The sequence below is a fragment of the Frankia torreyi genome (assembly GCF_000948395.1).
GTDB lineage: Bacteria > Actinomycetota > Actinomycetes > Frankiales > Frankiaceae > Frankia > Frankia torreyi.
This window is the reverse complement of sequence record NZ_JYFN01000007.1, coordinates 88953-106806: the sequence shown is the minus strand read 5'-3', so window position 1 is coordinate 106806 and position 17854 is coordinate 88953. Positions and strand designations below refer to the sequence as shown.

Here is a 17854-nt window from a genome sequence, read left to right as displayed (position 1 = left end):
CGGCCCGGCTCGCTCCGCGCCGCCATCGGCCGGCCCCGGCGGTCCGGGGACGGGTGGCCGGCGTGCCCGGCCGCGGCGGCGCCGACGGGTGAGCCTGCGCGACCTGCCCGTGCGCGGGAAGCTCTTCGCCGCGCTGGCCGTGCCCACGGCGGCGTTCCTGGCGCTCGGGATCCTCTCGGGCACGACCTGGCTGTCCAACGCCGCCAGCTACGGCCGCGACGTGACCGCGGCGAAGCTCGGCCGCGACGTCACGGCGACGGTGCACGAGCTCCAGTTGGAACGTGACCTCGCGGCCGGGTTCATCAGCAGCGGCCGCGGCACGGATCCGGAGACCTCGCTCACCGGCCGGCTCGACGGCCAGCAGCGGGCCGTCGACGCGGCCGTGGGCAGGTTCCGCGGCACCCTGCGCTCCTCCGTCGGCGACCTCGGCGCCGGCACCGGGCGGGTGGCCGACCGGGTTGAGGGCGACCTCGCCGGGCTGCCCGCGCTGCGCCGGTCCGTGCAGACCGGCGGCCTGTCCACGGATGCGATCTTCCATCAGTACTCGACCACGATCACCGACCTGCTCGGCCTCGACGACCGCATCGGGCAGGACCGTGACGACGAGGACCTGCGTTACGCCGCGACCGTCCTCAACGACGTGTCGACGCTGAAGGAGATCGACTCCGAGATCCGCGGCGAGCTGTTCGCCACGAGCTTCGCGCAGCAATTCGCCTTCGGCGCCTCCGATCGGCTCGCCGGGCTGCTCGCCCAGGAGCAGGCGGCACAGGACGGCTTCCGCGCCGCCGCCCGCCCCGACGACCGCGCCCGCTTCGACCAGATCGTCAACGGTCAGGCGGTGCTGACGGTCAAGCGCATCTCCGAACGGGCCATCCAGCGCCAGCGGCTGACCGACCTCGACATCGATCCCGACCAGTGGTTCGCGGCCAGCACGACCCACATCGAACTGCTGCGCACCGTCGAGTCCGACCTGCTCGACAACGTCACCCACTCCGCGCGGCATCTGCGTTCCGACGCCTGGCAGCGCACCGCCCTGATCGGTGCACTCATCCTCGTGATCATCGTCGGCGCGATCGGGTGGACGTTGCTGATCGCGCGGACGATGACCGTCCCGCTGCGCCGCCTGCGCAGCGGCGCCCTCGACGTCGCCCAGGTGCGCCTGCCGCGCCTGATCTCCGAGCTGCAGACGGCGAACCCGGAGCAGGTCGACACGACGATCCGGCCGATCGGCGTCGACTCCCGCGACGAGATCGGCGAGGTCGCGCGAACCTTCGACGAACTGCAGCGGGAGGCGGTGCGCCTCGCCGCGGAGCAGGCAAGCCTCCGCCGCAACGTCAACACCCTGTTCCTCAGCCTCTCCCGGCGCAGCCAGAGCCTCATCGAGCGGCAGATCGCCCTCATCGACCGGCTGGAGGCCGCCGAGGAGAACCCGCTGCAGCTCGAGAACCTGTTCAGGCTCGACCATCTCGCGACCCGGATGCGCCGCAACAGCGAGAACCTGCTGGTCCTCGCGGGCACCGGGCCGGGGCGGCGCCGCGCCGGGCCGGTGCCGCTCGGCGACGTGCTGCAGGCCGCCCTCGGCGAGATCGAGCAGTACGAGCGGATCCAGATCATCGACGTGCCGGACGCGCGGATCGCCGCCGACTCCGTCAACCACGTCGTCCACCTGGTGGCCGAACTCCTGGAGAACGCCGCGCAGTTCTCGCCGCCGTACCTGTCCGTCGACCTCGCGGCCGCCCTCGACGACGGCGGGGTGCTCATCACCATCGACGACGGCGGGCTCGGGATGTCCGAGCGCGAGCTCGTCGCGGTCAACCAGCGTCTCGCCGACCCGCCGCTGTTCGACTTCTCCATCGCCCAGCGCCTCGGCCTGTTCGTCGTCGCCCGGCTCGCCGACCGCCACGACATCGAGGTGCGGCTGAGCCGCTCGGATGCCGGCGGGGTACGGGCCTCCGTGCGGCTGCCCGAGGCGCTGCTCGTGGCGCCCGGCTCCGCCGCCGAGGCCCGCCCGCCCGCACCGGCGCGGCGTGAGCAGCTACCCGGGACGGCGCTGTTCGGCGCGGAGCTGACCCGCCTCGGCCTGCCCGGCGCGCCGCCGGCACCGCTCGCCGACCTCCCGCCCGTCACGTCCCGTCGCGCTCCCCTCGCCGCGCCGGCGCCTCATCCGGGCACCCCCCTGATCGACGGCACGATCACGGACGGCTCCGCCGATCCGCTGCCGCGGCGCGCCGTCCGCAACGGCCGCAATCCCGCCTTCGGCGATGGCTCTGCTGCCTTTGGTCACGGCTCTGCTGCCTTTGGTCGCGGCTCTGTCGCCTTCGGTGATGGCTCCGCCGCCTTCGGCGACACGTCACCCTCGAGCGACGCGTCCTCGTTCGGTGCGGGCCCCGGCTTCGGCCGGATCCCCGCGTCCGGCGAGGAGTCCGCGTCGGACGGCTTCGCCCCGTACACGCCGACCGGCGAGTGGTTCCGGCCGCGGGGCATCGATCTCACCAACGAGGACCTCGCAGATCTCGCGGATCTCGCCGGCCGCGGCGGTGTCGACCAGCCCACCGGCAGCTCAGCGGGGGGACCTGCCGCAACGCCGCCGGCCGGGGACGGGGCGGGGCTGCCCTCGATCGCCCAGGCCGTCGCCGCGCTCGACCGGCGACGCGAACGGGCGGCCCTCGGGCGTGCGCATGCCGGCGCGGCGCAGCCCGACCCGAGTGCCGCCGAGGACGCGGCGCCCGCGGTCCAGCCGGCCCCGGCCACCGCGACCGCCCCCGCCGAGGTGTCGACCGCCGCGGAACTGGCCCCGGCCGCCGCCACCGCCGCCGCCACCGCCGCCGCCACCACCGCCACTGCCACCGCCACTGCCACCGCCGCCGACGCGTCGACCGCCGCGGAGCCGACTCGGGGCACCGCCGCCGAGCCCGCCGCTCCGTCCGCTCCAGACGGGTCCGACGTGGGCGCCGACCTCGCGATGCCCGCCACCCGCCTGCCGGCGTTCCCGGCGGTGCCGGCCCCGACGCACCATCCGGCTTGGGCCGTCGTCGCAGCCGCCGCATCGCCCGCCGCCGTGTCGCCCGCAGGACCGCCACCCGCCGGGCTGTGGGCGCAGCTCGCCGATGCCGCCGGGTTACAGTCGCCGGTCCTCGACGAGTCGGCCGAGCCGTTCAACTGGTTCGTCCGGGATGAGCTGGCGGTGGCGCCTGGCCAGGCGATCCCGGCCGCCGGCCGGGTGAACGGAGTCGAGCGGTGGGCCCCCGAGCCGTTCGCCGCGCCCCGCGTATTCGACGCCGGACCGTTGGCCGGCTCCCGACCGCTCCCCGGCTCGGCCGGGACTGCCGATCCCTTCATGGGGCCCGGGCTGGTGGCGGTGCCTGAGCCGCCGGCGGTGCCCGAACCGGTCGCGGTGCCCGAGTCGGTCGTGGCGCGGGCTGCGAACCCGGGGCGGTTCGCCGTTCCGGCGCGCGAGCAGGCCGCCGGGACGGGGCCGTTCGCCGCGTCGAAGCCCGGGCTGTCCTCTCCCCGGCCCGGCGCCGGACCCGGTGTGGGGCCGACTGCCGGGCCGACTGCGGGGCCGCGGCGGACCACCACCGCGTCCGGGCTGCCGATCCGCACCCCGAAGACCGTGCCCATCCCGGGGCAGATCCCGCTCGGTCCGCCGACGGGGTCGGCCGGCGGCCCGGCCGGCCCGAGCGTGTTCCTCGGCTCCGCCGCCCCGTCGTCGGCGATGCCCGACCCGGGCGTCGCACCCGAGCGGATCCGCGGGCGGCTGAGTCGGCTCTACGAAGGCATCCACCACGCCCGGGGGACCAGACCCGCCGCGGAGGACGACGGCGGGGGCGGCTGAGCCCGGCCGAAACCCCGCCCGAACGAACCCTGACCCCGATTCCCCGTCCACTCGAACCCGCAGCCTGGAGGACAACCGTGACCGACGTTGATCCGGACATCCCCTCACTCGACTGGCTCATCAACAACTTCGTCGACTTCGTGCCCGGTGTGGCGAATGCGATCGTCGCGTCCTCGGACGGTCACCTGCTCGCGGTGTGCAGCGGCTTCCCCCGCGAGCGGGCGGTGCAACTCGGTTCCATCGCCTCGGGGCTGTTCAGCCTGACCCTGGCGGCCGCGGACTTCGTGGAGGGCGGCTCGGTGACCCAGACGGTCGTCGAGATGGTGCAGGGGTCGCTGTTGCTCATGGCCGTCGGTGAGGGATCCTGCCTGGCGGTGCTCGCCACGAGTACCTGCGACATCGGGCTGGTCGGGTACGAGATGACGGTGCTCGTCGCCCGCACCCGGGAGGCGCTGACCCCGGCGCGGCGAGCCGACACGCGCGAGAGCGTTTGACGCCGACCGGCCGCCGGTGACAGCCACGGCCTCGGGGAAGCGGGTGAATGGATGAACGGGGACGCGGTGGAGCCGTCGGGGGAGCTCGTCCGGCCGTACACGGCGACCCGCGGCCGGGCGCGGCCGTCCCGCCTGCTGGCGCTCGAGGCCATGGTGACCACGACGCCGTTCGGCCTGGCGCGACTGCCCGCGTTGCTGTTGGAACAGAAGTCGATCGTCGCGATGTGCGTGCAGCCGCAGTCGGTGATCGAGATCGCCGCGGCGCTGCGCCTGCCGGTGGGCGTCGTGCGGGTCCTCGTCGCCGATGCGGCGGCCGACCGGCTCGTCGACATCTCCCAACTGACCATGCCCACCGGCGCGCCCGAGATGGCGCTGCTCGACCGCGTCCTGACAAACCTTCGTCGCCTCTGATCCGTCAGGCCTCGTCGAGTTACTACTCCCCCCGGCCAGCGGGAGAAATTTCAAAAAATCTGCTTCTCCGACAAGCTGTAGAGGCTTTACGGTCTGAAACTGGACGAGCCCTCCGAGCCGCAGACCGGCCAGGTCGAGTCCACATTGTTGGATCATTGCCTCCGCCCCGGGAGCCGTATGGCCGAGTCCGGAACCATCTGTCACGTCCTGGCGTTCTGTGCACGTGCTACTGCGGGTGCCCGGAGCTGTTCATCGGCCATGATGCGCAGCCGGAGCGGCGCATCATGCTGACCGGCGACGTCGGCCACGCCGTTCCGTAGACGTGACCGGCGTGTTGAGGTGAAGGCGACGGCGCTCGCCCGCCGGTCCTCCTCCGGGCGCGCCGCGATGGCTCCGCCGGCCGCGCCCGTCGAGCCGAGGCCGGTCCGGGCGAGCTGGGCCGCGACGCCGGTGGGGCGTGGAACCCGCACCGTGGTCGCCGCGGGTCTGGCGGCCGCCCTCGCGGTAGCCGCGCACGTCATCGCCTGCGGCATGGTCCCGTCGATCCCGGTGGCTGCGGTTGGGACGGCCCTGGCCGGCCGCGTCTGCTGGGGATCGACCTCCGAACGTATGTCCCGACGGCGGCTGGTCGGTCTGGTTCTCTCGATCCAGGCCGGCCTGCACTGTGCGTTCAGCGTGTCCACTTCCGCCGGCCATCCGACCCCGGTTTCGCAGGTGCCGGGCATGAGCCATCCGGGAAACGCGGCCTCGATGTCCGAAGGCGCGATGTCCGCGGGGCGCGACCTGCTTCCGGGCGGACCGGCGATGGCCGTGGCACATCTGCTCGCCGCCCTGGTCCTCGCCTGGTGGCTGGCCGCGGGTGAGCGGCTGCTCTGGACAGTCGTACGCCGCACCGCCGCGGTGGCGCGGAGGCTGGCCCGGTGTCTGCGGCGTCGCGGATCGGCACGGGGCCCGATCACCATCACCGGGGTGCAGCCGACGTTTCGTCGAGGGTGCAACCGGCTCCCCAGCCTTCTCCGCCACGTGGTCGTCCACAGAGGTCCGCCGGTCGGCGCACCGGCCTGACCGCCTCCATCACATCGCCTTCGGTACCCGTGCTCGGATCCAGCGGCACGGGGCGATGACCGCTGCCCGGCAGTCATCTCGGTGGTCGGTCAGGTTGACGCGACCGCTACGCCCCGAGGTCGAAGCGGTCGATCCCCTCGCGCCCCGCTCGTCCGCGCGGCGCCATCCCCCGGCGATCTGGTCGCCCCGCGGCCGGTTCGCGGACGTCGTTTGCTCCCCCTGGAGGCACCTGTGAGATCACGCCATCCTTCCCGGCGCGCTGCATCCTGTGTCGTCGCCTTCGCCCTCGTCGCGGTGGTCACCGCCTGCGGGGGCTCGTCGTCGGACCCGGTTCCGGCGGCCAGCGTGGCGTCACCAACCCGGACGACCTTCCCGTTCACGATCGACAACTGCGGTCAGAAGGTCACGTTCACCCGGCCACCCGGGCGGGTGCTCATCCTCAACGGCACGTCCGTGGGTGAGGTGGAGAGCTTCGTGCTGCTGGGCCTGACCGACCGCATCCTGGCCAACGCGCAGTCCTACGGCGTGTCGGACGATCCGACCATGGTGGCAGCCATCCGCCGAATCCGCACGGGTGGGTTGCGGACGAACAACAACTTCGATGTTCCGGCGGAGCAGGTACTCGCCGCCAGACCGGACCTCGTCGTGTCCACCTGGTCCGGCGGTTTCGCGGCCAGAAGCGGCTTCGCGACCCGCGCCCAACTGGCCAAGGCCGGGATCAACTCGCTGGTCAACCCCGTGAACTGCGCATACGGCAAACCGGATGCCTCGCGGGAGGAGAAGGACGCCTACGCGAAACAGTCGATTCGGTCGTCGTTCGAGTTCATCACTCTGCTCGGCCGAATCTTCGACGTCCAGTCCAGGGCCGCGACGCTGGTCGGGCAGCTTCGGACACGCATCGACGCAGTCAGCGCCTCCCAGCCCAGGGCTGCTGGTAAGAAGGTGCTGATCGCCTTCCCGGGTATGTCGATGATGAACGACAACGGCCTGCCCGCGGTGATGACCGGCGGCATCTACGACGACGTGATTCGCGCGGCGGGTGGCGTGAACACCTTCGTAGGCAGGAATGCGGACACGACAGCCACCCTGAACACCGAGCAGCTCGCCGCGGCGTCCGTCGACGTCCTCGTCGTGGGCGCGTTCGAGCCCGGTGAGAATCCCGCCGCCGAGGCCAGGCGGCTGTTCGCGCAGTTCCCGCAGTGGGCGGCGGCACGTACGCACACCTACACCACCGTGTCGGACGGGGCATACCTGGGACCGATGAACGCGTGGGCGGTCGAGAAGATCGCCAAGGCGGTCAACGATGGTGGGTGAGACGCGCGTCGCCCGCTCGCGCGGCCCGCATCTGGTTTCGGGTCACGCGACCGGGGCTCTCCTGCTGAGCCTGATGGTCTCGCTGGTTGTGGCCTGCCTGGTGGCCGTGTCGACCGGTTCGGTGACCCTGCCGCTGACCGCGGTGTGGCGGGTGATCGCGGCCCACGTGAGCGGCCGCGACAGCACCAGCGCGCTTGACGACCAGATCGTGTGGGACATCCGCGCGCCGCGGGTGCTGCTCGCCGCGGTCAGCGGGGCCAGCCTCAGCGTGGCCGGTGTGGTCCTACAAGCGCTGGTCCGCAATCCGTTGGCCGACCCCTACATTCTCGGGGTGTCCTCGGGTGGGTCTCTCGGTGCCGTGCTGGCAGCAGCCCTGGGCACCGGCGCGCTGGGCGGGCTGGGCGTGTCCGGCGCCGCGTTCGTAGCCGCGCTGCTCGCCATCCTCGCCGTGTACCTGCTGGCGCAGCAGGGCGGGCGGCTGCTTGATTCGAGGCTGGTCCTGGCCGGGGTGGCGGTGGGTTACCTCTGTGCCGCGGCCACCAGCTACGTTCAGCTTCAGATCAGCCCGACCGAGCTGCAGGGGATGATGTTCTGGCTGATGGGCAGCGTCGCCGGCGCCACCTGGTCGGATCTCGGGCTGCCGACCGCGGTGATCGCGATGTGCATGAGCTACCTCCTGCTGCAGGCCCGCAACCTCAACACGCTCATGGCCGGCGACGACGCCGCAGCCGGTCTGGGGGTTTCCGTCGCCTCCTTGCGGATCACGCTGCTGGTCGTCGGCTCACTGCTGACGGCCACCGTGGTGAGCGTGGTCGGCGGGGTCGGGTTCGTCGGGCTGATGGTGCCGCACATGGCCCGCTTCGCCGTCGGCGCCGACCACCGCCGGCTGCTGCCGGTGTCGATGCTGCTCGGGGCGGTGTTCCTGGTCCTGGTCGATCTGATCACGAGGACCGTCGACCGGCCCAACGAGCTGCCGGTCGGCATCGTGACCACGGTGCTCGGGGTGCCGTTCTTCCTCTGGCTGCTGCGCCGCCGCGCGGGACGGGGAACCTGATGCGACTCGCCATCGCCGGTGTCCATGTCGAGATCGACGGCTTGCCCATCCTCGGCGACATCGACCTTATCGCGGAGCCGGGCGAGTTCGTCGGACTGATCGGCCCGAACGGCAGCGGGAAGTCCACCCTGCTGCGCACGATCTACCGCTCGCTGCGCCCGATCGCCGGGGTCGTGTCACTCGGCGGCGAGGACCTGTGGAAGATCTCCGCCCGTCGGGCGGCCCGGCACCGTGCCGTCGTGACCCAGCACGGCGGCGTGGACGGCGAGTTCACGGTCAGCGAGATCGTCGCGATGGGGCGCGGGCCCCACAAACGTCTCCTCGACCGGGAAGACGACACCGACCGCGAGATCATCCGAGCCTGCCTGGAGCGGGTGGACATGCTTCCCGCAGCCGAGCGGCTGTTCTCGACCCTCTCCGGCGGCGAACGTCAACGGATACTGATCGCGCGAGCCCTGGCTCAGCAGGCGCCCCTGCTCATCCTCGACGAGCCGACCAACCATCTGGATGTACGGGCTCAGCTCGGCCTGCTGGATCTGGTCCACGATCTCGGCCTGACCCTGCTGGCCGCACTGCACGACCTCAACCACGCGGCTGCCCACTGCGACCGCGTCGTCGTCCTGAGCCAAGGCCGCGTGATCGGCAACGGACCGCCGCTCGTGACGCTGACCCCCGAGTTCATCGAGACGGTGTTCGGAGTCCGGGCGCACATCGGACCGCATCCCATCACCGGACGCCCGCACATCGCCCTCGCCGCAAAGCCGCAATGACCGGTCCCGTTCCACGCCCGGCTCTGAGTCCGCCGCCCGCCGGTTGGACAGGACGCGCGGCCTGAGCAAGGCTACTGACCGTACCTTTGTCATCACCTGTTGTTGGGATCGGGGGTGGGGGTGATGCGCCGTTTCGTTCCCCGGCTGGTCGCCAGTCCGCCGGCGCGCGTCCTGCTCACCCGCGGACCGATCGCCGCCGGCATCGTCGACCGGTTCGTCGCGGGCCCCACGGACGCCGACGCCGTCGCCGCCACCGCGCGGCTGGCCGATCGCGGCCTGCGCGCGTCGGTCGACCTGCTCGGCGAGGGGGTCACCCGGCCGGACGACGCGCTCGCCACGGTCCTGGCCTACCTGCGGCTGCTCGACCTGGCCGACCGGGCGGGCATCGGCGCGGGGCTCGACGTGTCGGTCAAGCTGTCCGCCCTCGGCCAGGCCGTGCCGCGTGACGGCCGCAAGCTGTCCTACGAGAACGCCGCGGAGATCTGCGCCCGGGCGGCGGCGGTGAACGCCACCGTCACCGTCGACATGGAGGACCACACCACCACCGACGCGACGCTCGACACGGTGGTCGAGCTGCGCCGGGACTTCCCGTCGGTCGGCGCGGTGCTGCAGGCCCAGCTCCAGCGCACCGAGGGCGACTGCCGCGACCTGGCCCGGGCCGGTTCGCGGGTCCGGCTGTGCAAGGGGGCCTACCGGGAGCCGGCCGGCACCGTGCATTGCGGGCGGCCGGCCGTCCGTGTCGCCTACGCGCGCTGCCTGGGCATCCTGCTCGCCGGGCCGGGATATCCGATGATCGCCACCCACGACCCGGCGCTGATCGGCGTCGCCGGCCGGCTGGCCGCGCAGCTGCGGCGGGCGCCGGCGACCTACGAGTACCAGCTCCTGCACGGGGTGCGTCCCGGCGAGCAGCGGCGGCTCGCGGCGGGNGGGGCGACGGTGCGGGTGTACCTGCCGTACGGGCCGGACAGCGTGCCCTACCTGACGCGGCGACTCGTGGAGAAGCCCGCCAACCTGCTGCTGGCCGTGCGGGCGCTGGGCAGCCGGCACGGTTCGTGACGCCGCCGCGCCGGGCGGGCGGGGGGAAGGAGACAGCCGTGCTGGCAGGCGTGAGCGCGGGGTCGGTGCCCGTGGCCGACAACGAACCGGTGCGCACCTACGCCCCGGGGTCGGCGCAGCGCGCCGGGCTGCGCCGGGCCCTGCTCCGCCTGGGCGGTGACCACCTCGACCTGACCAACACGATCGGGGGGCATCACCGTCCCGGCGGCGGCCCGCCGCGCGACGTCGTCCAGCCGCACGCGCATCGTCGGGTGCTCGGCACGCTGCGGGAGAGCACCCACGCCGACGCGGCCGCCGCCGTCGCCGCGGCGAAGCAGGCCGCGGGGCCGTGGCGTGAGCTCGGCTTCACCGGTCGGGCCGCGGTGTTCCTGCGTGCGGCCGACGCGCTCGCCGGACCCTGGCGTGACACTGTGAACGCCGCCACCATGCTCGGCCAGTCGAAGACCTGCCAGCAGGCCGAGATCGACGCCGCCTGCGAACTGATCGACTTCTGGCGGTTCAACGTCATGTTCGCCGCCGAGCTGCACGACGCCCAGCCGCGCAGTGCCGCCGGCGAGTGGAACCGGCTCGACCTGCGTCCGCTGGAGGGATTCGTCTACGCGGTCACGCCGTTCAACTTCACCGCCATCGCCGGGAACCTGCCGACCGCGCCCGCGCTGATGGGCAACACGGTCGTCTGGAAGCCGGCGCCGACCCAGGCGTTCGCCGCGCACTTCCTCATGCGGCTGCTGGAGGCGGCCGGCCTGCCGCCCGGGGTCATCAACCTCGTCGGCGGCTCGGGGGAGCCGGTCAGCGACGTCGTGTTCTCCGACCCCGACCTCGCCGGCGTGCACTTCACCGGCTCCGTCGCCGTGTTCACCCGGCTGTGGCGGGCCGTCGCGGACAACCTCGACGGCTACCGTTCCTACCCGCGGATCGTCGGGGAGACCGGGGGCAAGGACTTCGTCGTCGCGCATCCCTCGGCCGACGTCGACGTGCTGCGCACAGCGCTGGTCCGCGGCGCGTTCGAGTACAGCGGGCAGAAGTGCTCGGCGGCGTCGCGGGCGTACGTCCCGGCGAGCCTGTGGCGGCGGATGGACGCCGAGCTCGCCGCGGCCACCGAGGCCCTGTCCGTCGGCGACGTCAACGACTTCGACCACTTCACCGGCGCCGTCATCGACGCCCGGGCCTACGCCCGGCTCGCCGCCGCCTGCACCCGCGCCGCCAGCGACTCCACCGTCACCGTGCTCGCGGGCGCCCAGTGCGATGACGCGGTCGGCTGGTTCGTGCGCCCGACGATCCTCGTCGGCACCGACCCGGGCCGGGAGTGGTTCACCCGCGAGCTGTTCGGCCCGATCCTGTCGGTCCACGTCTACGACGACTCCCGGCCGGGCGCCTGGGACGACGTCCTGCGCCTGGTCGACCGCACGTCCCCCTACGCGCTGACCGGCGCGGTCGTCGCCACCGACCGCGCCGCGATCGCCCGCGCCGAGGACGCGCTGCGCTTCGCCGCCGGCAACTTCTACATCAACGACAAGCCGACCGGGGCGGTCATCGGACGCCAGCCGTTCGGCGGGGCGCGCCGGTCGGGGACCGACGACAAGGCCGGCTCCGCCCAGAACCTCCTGCGCTGGGTCAGCTCCCGAGTGGTCAAGGAGAACCTGTGCCCGCCGGTCGTGCACGACTATCCGCACATGGGCGGCGGTGGTGTCGCCTCGGGTCTCGCGGCGACGGCCCGGGCAGCGGGCCGCGCGGCGGGCGGTGGGTCGAGCGGTGGGTCGGGCGGTGGTGGTGGCGTCGCGGACCGCGCGCCCGGCCCGGACGGCGCCGATCCGCCCGCCGACACGCGCGGCGGCTGTCCATGAGCAAACGTTAGTGAACAAAACGACAACTGCCGGAAACCTGATGAACGTAAGGACAACTGGATCTGTGGATCTCTAAACTGGCGCCATCGCTCCCTCCTCCGATCCAGGAGTCGACATGCCCGCAGTCGAGAACTCCCGCCACGTCCTGACCTTCTGCGGAAAGTGCAGTTGCGGCTGTCCGGAGCTGTTCGTCGACCACACCGCGTCCGCCGAGCGCCGCATCGTGCTGACGGACGACTTCGGGCAGCGGATCCAGATGAGCGTCGAGCAGCTCCAGGTCATCGTCGACGAGGCGCGCGCCGGCCGCATCACCGAGCTCGTCGACGCGGAACTCGCCCTGGGCGTGGGCTGAGATGCCCGGCGGCCTGCCCCGTAGGGGGAGCGGGTGGGTCGCGGGCCGGGGCACCGTCCGGGCATGCGGCCGGGTGTCCGCCACCTGCCGCCCGCCGCGGTGACGCACCATCACCCCGCGGCGCTGTCCTCGCAGCAACTTCCGACGGCCGTGGCGTTCGTCGCCGCTGTCGCGATGGGCATCGTCGCGTTGTTCCACGCCACCCGGATCGTCACCGACGAGGGCCGGGCGCACCACGTCCCGGCGTTCGTCCGCCAGGTGCTGCGGGGCCGGGCGGCCGCGTTCGTGCCGGTGGAGATCGGTCACACGATCGTCGCGGTGGGTATGGCGGTCATGTTCGTCGGCCCGTCCGGAGTGGCGTCCTCGGGGGCCTTCGCCCTGACCTATCTCGCCCTCGCCGGGGTGTTCCTCGTCCTCGTCCTGACGAACCCCGCCTGCTGCGAGCCGGCTCGCTGGTCGTGCTGTTCGATGCTGGTCGTCGAGGCGTTGGCGATGGCGTGCATGGCCCGCGCGGGCCGGTGGCCGGTGGGCGACCTCGGTGACCTCGGTGACCTGTCCGGCTGGTTCGCCGTCGTCTTCGCCGTCGCCGCGGTCGCGGCCGTCGGCGGCCCGCTGCTGCGCCGGGCCCGGCCGGCCTGGGACGCCGCCCCCGCCCCGATCACCCCCGCCGCGTCCCGGCTGATCATGGCCGGCGGGATGCTGCTCATGCTGGTCTGACGACGAGGTCCGCGCTCATCGCGCCGAGGTCGTGCTCAGCTCCGGTTCCGCCATCGGCAGGGTGGGCGGGTCCCCGGCCGTCTCCGGCACTGGCCAACGGGTCGCACCCGCCTGGCCACGCCCCACCGAGCCCCGACCATGGCAGACCCGGCAGCGGCGCCGGTAGGTCTCGCGCCCCACGCCGTAGAAGGCCTGCCCCTCGCCGCGGCAACGCGGGCAGTCCAGCTCGACGGCACCATGATGGCGGCCGGGGATCAGGCGGGCGGCGAGTCCGGCCGCCAGCGCGGCGAGGACGACCACCACCACGTATCCCCACCGACCGTCCGCGGCGGCCGCCCGGCCGACGATCCCGGCCCCGACGAGCAGGACGGTACAGAACGCGGCCACCGCACCCAGAGCTCGCATAGCACACCGTTTCATCGAAGGAACTTGATATCCCGTTTCTCCCCTCGTTCCGGGATGCGCACACCACCGACGCGACTGATTCCGTCGTGTGTAGAGCCGTCGTGTGCTGAGCCGTCGTGTGCTGAGCCGGTGGGCAGCTGCCGGTGCGGATTGCTCGTTGCGGTGCCTTGCACACGGTCTGGGCTCGGTCAACGGTGAGGTGTGGCGCCGCAGCCGGCCCTGGGCGGGGTGGGCACGGTCCCGTCGGCCGAGCCGATGCCGCTCCAGCCGGGGAGGGAAAGGCGTCCGGCATCGGGACGTACCGCCCGAACGGAGGGGGGCGGGGCGTTCAATGGAGGCATGACACACCCGCTGGGACACTTCGCGAACGGCCAGCCCGCGGGCCCACCGTTCGCCCTCGAGGAGGGCGACCGGATGCTGCGGGTCCACCTCGACGGTGGGCAGACGTACGCCAAGCAGGGGTCGATGGTGGCCTACCGGGGGCGGCTCGACTTCGCCTACAAGGGCCAGGGCGTGGGTGGCTTCCTGCGGCGGGCGGTGACCGGCGAGGGCCAGGACCTGATGAAGGTCACCGGCCGCGGGACCGTCTGGTTCGCCGAGTCGGGCAGCCATATCTCGATCTTCACTCTCGACCACGACAGCCTGACGGTCAACGGCCGCAGCCTGCTCGCGCTCGAGTCCGGGGTGCGTTACAAGGTGACCACGACCTCGGGCGGCCTCGGTGCGATGATCGCCGGCGGGGTGTTCAACACCGAGGTCTCGGGCACCGGCGGAGTGGCCGTGCTCTGCCTGGGTTCCCCGCTGGTACTTCCGACGGACGAACCGGTGTGCGTCGACCGGGACGCGGCCGTCGCCTGGACCGCGGGCGTGCGCACCCGGGTCGTGTCCACCTTCAAGATGGGCAACCTCGTGGGTCGCAGCTCCGGGGAGCTCGCGCAGATCGAGTACTCCGGTCGGGGGGGCTTCGTCGTCGTCCAGTGCGGCGAGACTCCGGCGGCCGGCACGACCCAGGAGAGGCACTGACCCGCCTGCCTGTACCGCCGCGCACGCACCGCAGAGTAGGACCGGCGCGCAGGGAATCGTGATTGTGCAGGGAGCCGAGATGTCGTCGCCAGCAACGCCTCCGGCGGGCGCCGCCCTGGCCGGACGAGCCGGATGGCCCGGACGGGGGACTCGCCTGGCGGGCTTCGTCGAATCCGCACCCGGCGTGCTGCTCGACGAGCTGCGATCGATGCTCGCCGGCCAGGGATTGCCGGTCGCCGTCGACCCGCCGGCGCCGAACACCGCCCGAGCCGGGGGGACAGCCGGGTTGCCCGCCGCGCTGGGTTGGGCGGCCAGCGGGCTGATGTGGCTCACGGGGCCGCCCGGACGGCCCCCGCTGGTTCCCGACGGGCCGGTGCTCGGCCGCGCCGAGGCGGCGGCCCGGCTGTTCACGGAGTTGTCCCGGCAGCTCGGCCGGGCCGTCCGGCCCGATGTGGCCACGCTGTTGGGCGGCCGGGCCGCGCTGCTGGGGCTGCACCGCCGCGGCACCTGGTCGGCGAACGGGAGCTGCCGCCTGCTGCCGGCCGCGGACGGCTGGATCGCCGTGAACCTCGCGCGGCCGCACGACGTGGACGCCGTGGACGCCCTTGTCGGTGCGCTCGGGGATCAGATCGGACTCGTGTCGGCCGACCCGTGCCTGCATCCCGTCGAGCAGGCGTGGACGGCACTGAGCGCGGCGGTGGCCGCCCGGCCGGCCGCGGACGTGGTCGACATCGCACGGCTGCTCGCCATCCCGGCCGGTGAGCTGGACGGCCCCCGCCGGCCCAGGCCGGTTCGGACCCTGCCGATACGGGTTTCCCGACCGACGGGGGTTTCCCGGTCGACACGGGATTCCCGGCCGACGGGGGTTTCCCGGCGGACTCGGGCCACCCGGGCTACGTCGTCTGCGCCGACATCGTCCCTGATCGGGGCCGCGGCAGGCGTCGGCGCCGAACCACCGCTGGTCATCGACCTGTCCGCCATGTGGGCGGGTCCGCTGTGCGCGCACCTGCTCGGCGAGGCCGGGATGCGGGTGGTGAAGGTCGAAAGCGTGCATAGACCAGACGGGGCACGCCGCGGCGACCCGGAGTTCTACGACTGGCTGCACGCCGGTCACGAAAGCGTGGCCCTGGACTTCACGACCCCGGGCGGTCGGGCCATGCTGCGTCGCCTGGTGGAGCGCGCCGACGTCGTCATCGAGTCGTCGCGGCCGCGTGCCCTGGCCCAGCTCGGGCTCGACGCCGCGGAGCTCGTCGCCGCCCGACCGGGGCGCACCTGGGTGAGCATCACCGGCTACGGGCGGGCCTACGCCGGCGCCCATCCGGGCCCCGACCCCGTCGCGTTCGGCGACGATGCCGCGGTGGCGGGTGGTCTCGTCGCGTGGGACCGCTCCGGCGGCGACACCGCGAGCCCGGTGTTCTGCGGCGACGCCATCGCCGACCCGCTCACCGGCCTGTTCGCCGCGCTGGCCGCGGCCGCCTCCGTGCTCGGCGGCGGTGGCCATCTGCTCGACGTCGCGATGCGGGACGTGGCCGCCTGGGTGGCCGCACCGCCCGACCAGGGGATGGACCCGCCCGACGGGGAGGTGGACCCGACCGGGCCGGTGCCGTGGACGGTCACCGGTTGCGATCGGGACGGCTGGACCGTGCACCAGGCGGGACGGACACAGCGGGTCCTGCCACCGCGTCCCCCGCAGGTGGGGACCGGCGCGAGGGAGACCGGCCGGGCGCGGGCCGCCGCCTCGGGGACGGACACTCGCGCCGTCGTCGACGCGCTGTGCCTGGGGTGACGGCCACGGGGTTCGCCACGGCCGCCGCCCCGGTCGTCCAGCCCTCTCGCGGCCCTGCCACGCTGGCGGCCGAACGCGGGCACGCACCCTGACCGGTCGCGCCGACAAGACGCCTCATCCTGTGGCCTCTCGGGGGCCTCTCGATCCTGTGGCCTCTCGGGCCGCCACGCCCGTCTCGCCCGTCCCACCCGTCTCGCCCGTCTCGCCCGTCTCGCCCGCCTCGCCCGCCTCGCCGGACCCGCCCTTCTCGCCCGTTCGGGTCCGGCGATCCTGCGGTGTTGATCGGGTGGCCCGGTCGGGGTGCTCGCCGGCGGGCACGTCGACCGCCGGGTCGGTGGGTGCGTCGTCGCCGAGCAGCCGACCCGCCGGCTGGGTGGCGGCGCGCAGCGGTCGGCGGTCGGGGTCGACGATGTCGCCGGCGTGCGCGCGATCAGCCGGGCCGGAGCCGCCGGGATCCTCCCGATGGGTGCCCCCATCGTCCGCCTGGTCCAGGCGGACTCCGTCGCCGTCGACGGCGGGCGGGTCCTCCCAGGAGATCTCGGTGGCCGCGTCGAAGAAGGCGTCGCCGGCCGACCTCGGCTCGCAAAGTCGAGTGTCGTGCCCGGCGACGGCCGCGGCGGGGGTCGGGCCCCCGGCGGGGAGGGCAATCGGGGGCGAGGGGACACCTTCGGGGTAGTGGGCGGCTCGGGCGGGCACGCTGCCGACGGGCAGGCCCGAGACGCCCCCGCCCGGATGGGCCCCGTCGTCACCCCTCCGTTCGGTGGGCGACGCGGGGCCGCCGGCCGCTGCCACCGCGGTCGGGTCCGCCGCGAGCAACCCGGGATCGAGATGCCCGACGGCGACCGCCAGCCCGACGAGCCACAGGTACCACAGAAACTCCCCGACGACGCGCCCGGTGACCGCGGCATCCACCCCGAACGGCAGCAGGACCCCGCCGAGCACACCCCCCGCGGCGAGGCCGCCCCAGCCCGTGAGAGCGATGGCGGCGACTCTCGGCAACGCGGGTCGGGCAGCCGGCCGCCGGATCATGCCGGCCCGCGCCGCGCGCGTCAGCAGGACGACCGTCCAGCTCGCCGTCAGCAGGCAGGCGAGGACCTCACCGATCATCACCCCGAACAGGGTGCGTGCGGTGTCGAAGACGGCGGACGCATGGTCCGCCTGGGCGGGGATCGCCGCGCGCCGGGCCAGCGCCGGCACCGTGATCAGCCAGAACAGCAGGCCGGTGAGGTGCGCGCCGCCGGCCGCCGCCCCCAGCACGGTCAGCAGGGGGCGATGCGGGCCGCGCGGCAGCAGACGGACGATTCCCACGGTGATCGGCAGCAGCAGACCCGCGGCGACGCCGGCAAGCACGACACCGACGCCGATCGCCAGCCAGTGCTCTCGCACCACCGCGAGGGTGTCGGCCGGAGGTGCGCTGAGCACCTCGGGGTAGTCGAGCGTATGGCGCAGCTCGGTGAGGCCGACCGCGCCGCACACCGCGCAGACCAGCAACAGGACGGCGGTGGCGCGCTGGCCCGTGGACATCGAACGCGGCTCCTCCCGACCGGCCCGAGCTGGCGGGGTGGCGGCCGGGCAGGCACCCGCCGCGCGAACCAGCCCCCTCCGCGCGGCGGAGGTCGTGGCGGGATTGTTACACCGCGTGACCTGCGGAGACGGGTGGCCCGCCGCCCGCCCGGGCCAGCCCGGCTATGGCCCGCGGACAGGACCGGTCGAACCGGGCACCCGGCG

At 73.6% G+C, this 17854-nt stretch carries 14 protein-coding genes and 2 pseudogenes; 14 read left to right on the top strand and 2 right to left on the bottom strand.

Features of this window, described 5'->3' with window-relative positions; translation table 11 throughout:
• Window positions 1-88 precede the first annotated feature (88 nt).
• The 12 genes and pseudogenes from FF36_RS06610 (at window position 89) to FF36_RS06560 (ending at window position 12912) form a co-directional block, all read left to right on the top strand.
• Window positions 89-3835, top strand: a complete 3747-nt coding sequence (locus tag FF36_RS06610) for a nitrate- and nitrite sensing domain-containing protein (protein ID WP_044884078.1) — start codon at window positions 89-91, stop codon at window positions 3833-3835.
• A gap of 77 nt (window positions 3836-3912) precedes the next feature.
• Window positions 3913-4329: a roadblock/LC7 domain-containing protein gene (locus tag FF36_RS06605; protein WP_044884077.1), complete on the top strand. Its 417-nt coding sequence runs from the start codon at window positions 3913-3915 to the stop codon at window positions 4327-4329.
• 51 nt (window positions 4330-4380) lie between these two features.
• Window positions 4381-4740, top strand: coding sequence for a DUF742 domain-containing protein (locus tag FF36_RS06600; RefSeq protein ID WP_044884076.1), 360 nt, complete (start codon window positions 4381-4383; stop codon window positions 4738-4740).
• A 723-nt stretch (window positions 4741-5463) separates the two neighbouring features.
• A complete protein-coding gene (locus tag FF36_RS37275; protein ID WP_242422343.1) occupies window positions 5464-5805 on the top strand; it encodes a hypothetical protein in 342 nt (113 codons plus the stop codon).
• 231 nt (window positions 5806-6036) lie between these two features.
• Window positions 6037-7119, top strand: coding sequence for an ABC transporter substrate-binding protein (locus tag FF36_RS06590; protein ID WP_044884075.1), 1083 nt, complete (start codon window positions 6037-6039; stop codon window positions 7117-7119).
• A complete protein-coding gene (locus FF36_RS06585) occupies window positions 7109-8173 on the top strand; it encodes a FecCD family ABC transporter permease (RefSeq protein ID WP_044884074.1) in 1065 nt (354 codons plus the stop codon). The genes FF36_RS06590 and FF36_RS06585 overlap by 11 nt, the downstream gene beginning before the upstream one ends.
• On the top strand, window positions 8173-8943 hold the full coding sequence (locus FF36_RS06580) for an ABC transporter ATP-binding protein (RefSeq protein ID WP_044884073.1): 771 nt from the start codon (window positions 8173-8175) through the stop codon (window positions 8941-8943). The genes FF36_RS06585 and FF36_RS06580 overlap by 1 nt, the downstream gene beginning before the upstream one ends.
• A gap of 123 nt (window positions 8944-9066) precedes the next feature.
• Window positions 9067-9869 (top strand): annotated as a pseudogene (locus FF36_RS06575) (proline dehydrogenase family protein); the annotation flags it as partial.
• A 1-nt stretch (window position 9870) separates the two neighbouring features.
• Window positions 9871-9999 (top strand): annotated as a pseudogene (locus FF36_RS37270) (proline dehydrogenase family protein); the annotation flags it as partial.
• Window positions 10000-10037: 38 nt separating this feature from the next.
• Window positions 10038-11843, top strand: a complete 1806-nt coding sequence (gene pruA, locus FF36_RS06570; RefSeq protein WP_063925266.1) for an L-glutamate gamma-semialdehyde dehydrogenase — start codon at window positions 10038-10040, stop codon at window positions 11841-11843.
• A 115-nt stretch (window positions 11844-11958) separates the two neighbouring features.
• Entirely contained in the window at window positions 11959-12195 is a 237-nt protein-coding gene (locus FF36_RS06565) for a hypothetical protein (protein ID WP_044884072.1), read from the top strand.
• A 63-nt stretch (window positions 12196-12258) separates the two neighbouring features.
• Window positions 12259-12912 carry a DUF5134 domain-containing protein gene (locus tag FF36_RS06560; RefSeq protein ID WP_199865341.1) on the top strand — a complete coding sequence of 218 codons (654 nt, stop codon included), beginning with the start codon at window positions 12259-12261 and terminating at the stop codon, window positions 12910-12912.
• 15 nt (window positions 12913-12927) lie between these two features.
• Here the strand turns inward: FF36_RS06560 and FF36_RS06555 are convergent, their stop codons facing one another.
• Window positions 12928-13317, bottom strand: a complete 390-nt coding sequence (locus FF36_RS06555; RefSeq protein WP_236705809.1) for a cytochrome C — start codon at window positions 13315-13317, stop codon at window positions 12928-12930.
• Window positions 13318-13656: 339 nt separating this feature from the next.
• Here FF36_RS06555 and FF36_RS06550 point away from each other — a divergent pair, with 339 nt between their 5' ends.
• Window positions 13657-14340: an AIM24 family protein gene (locus FF36_RS06550; protein WP_044884070.1), complete on the top strand. Its 684-nt coding sequence runs from the start codon at window positions 13657-13659 to the stop codon at window positions 14338-14340.
• A gap of 79 nt (window positions 14341-14419) precedes the next feature.
• The gene (locus FF36_RS06545; protein WP_236705810.1) at window positions 14420-16126 is read left to right on the top strand and encodes a CoA transferase; all 1707 of its coding nucleotides are present in this window, start codon (window positions 14420-14422) and stop codon (window positions 16124-16126) included.
• A gap of 114 nt (window positions 16127-16240) precedes the next feature.
• On the opposite strand, the gene FF36_RS06540 is transcribed toward FF36_RS06545, so the two are convergent.
• A complete protein-coding gene (locus FF36_RS06540) occupies window positions 16241-17650 on the bottom strand; it encodes a DUF4386 domain-containing protein (protein ID WP_082121720.1) in 1410 nt (469 codons plus the stop codon).
• Window positions 17651-17854 lie beyond the last annotated feature (204 nt).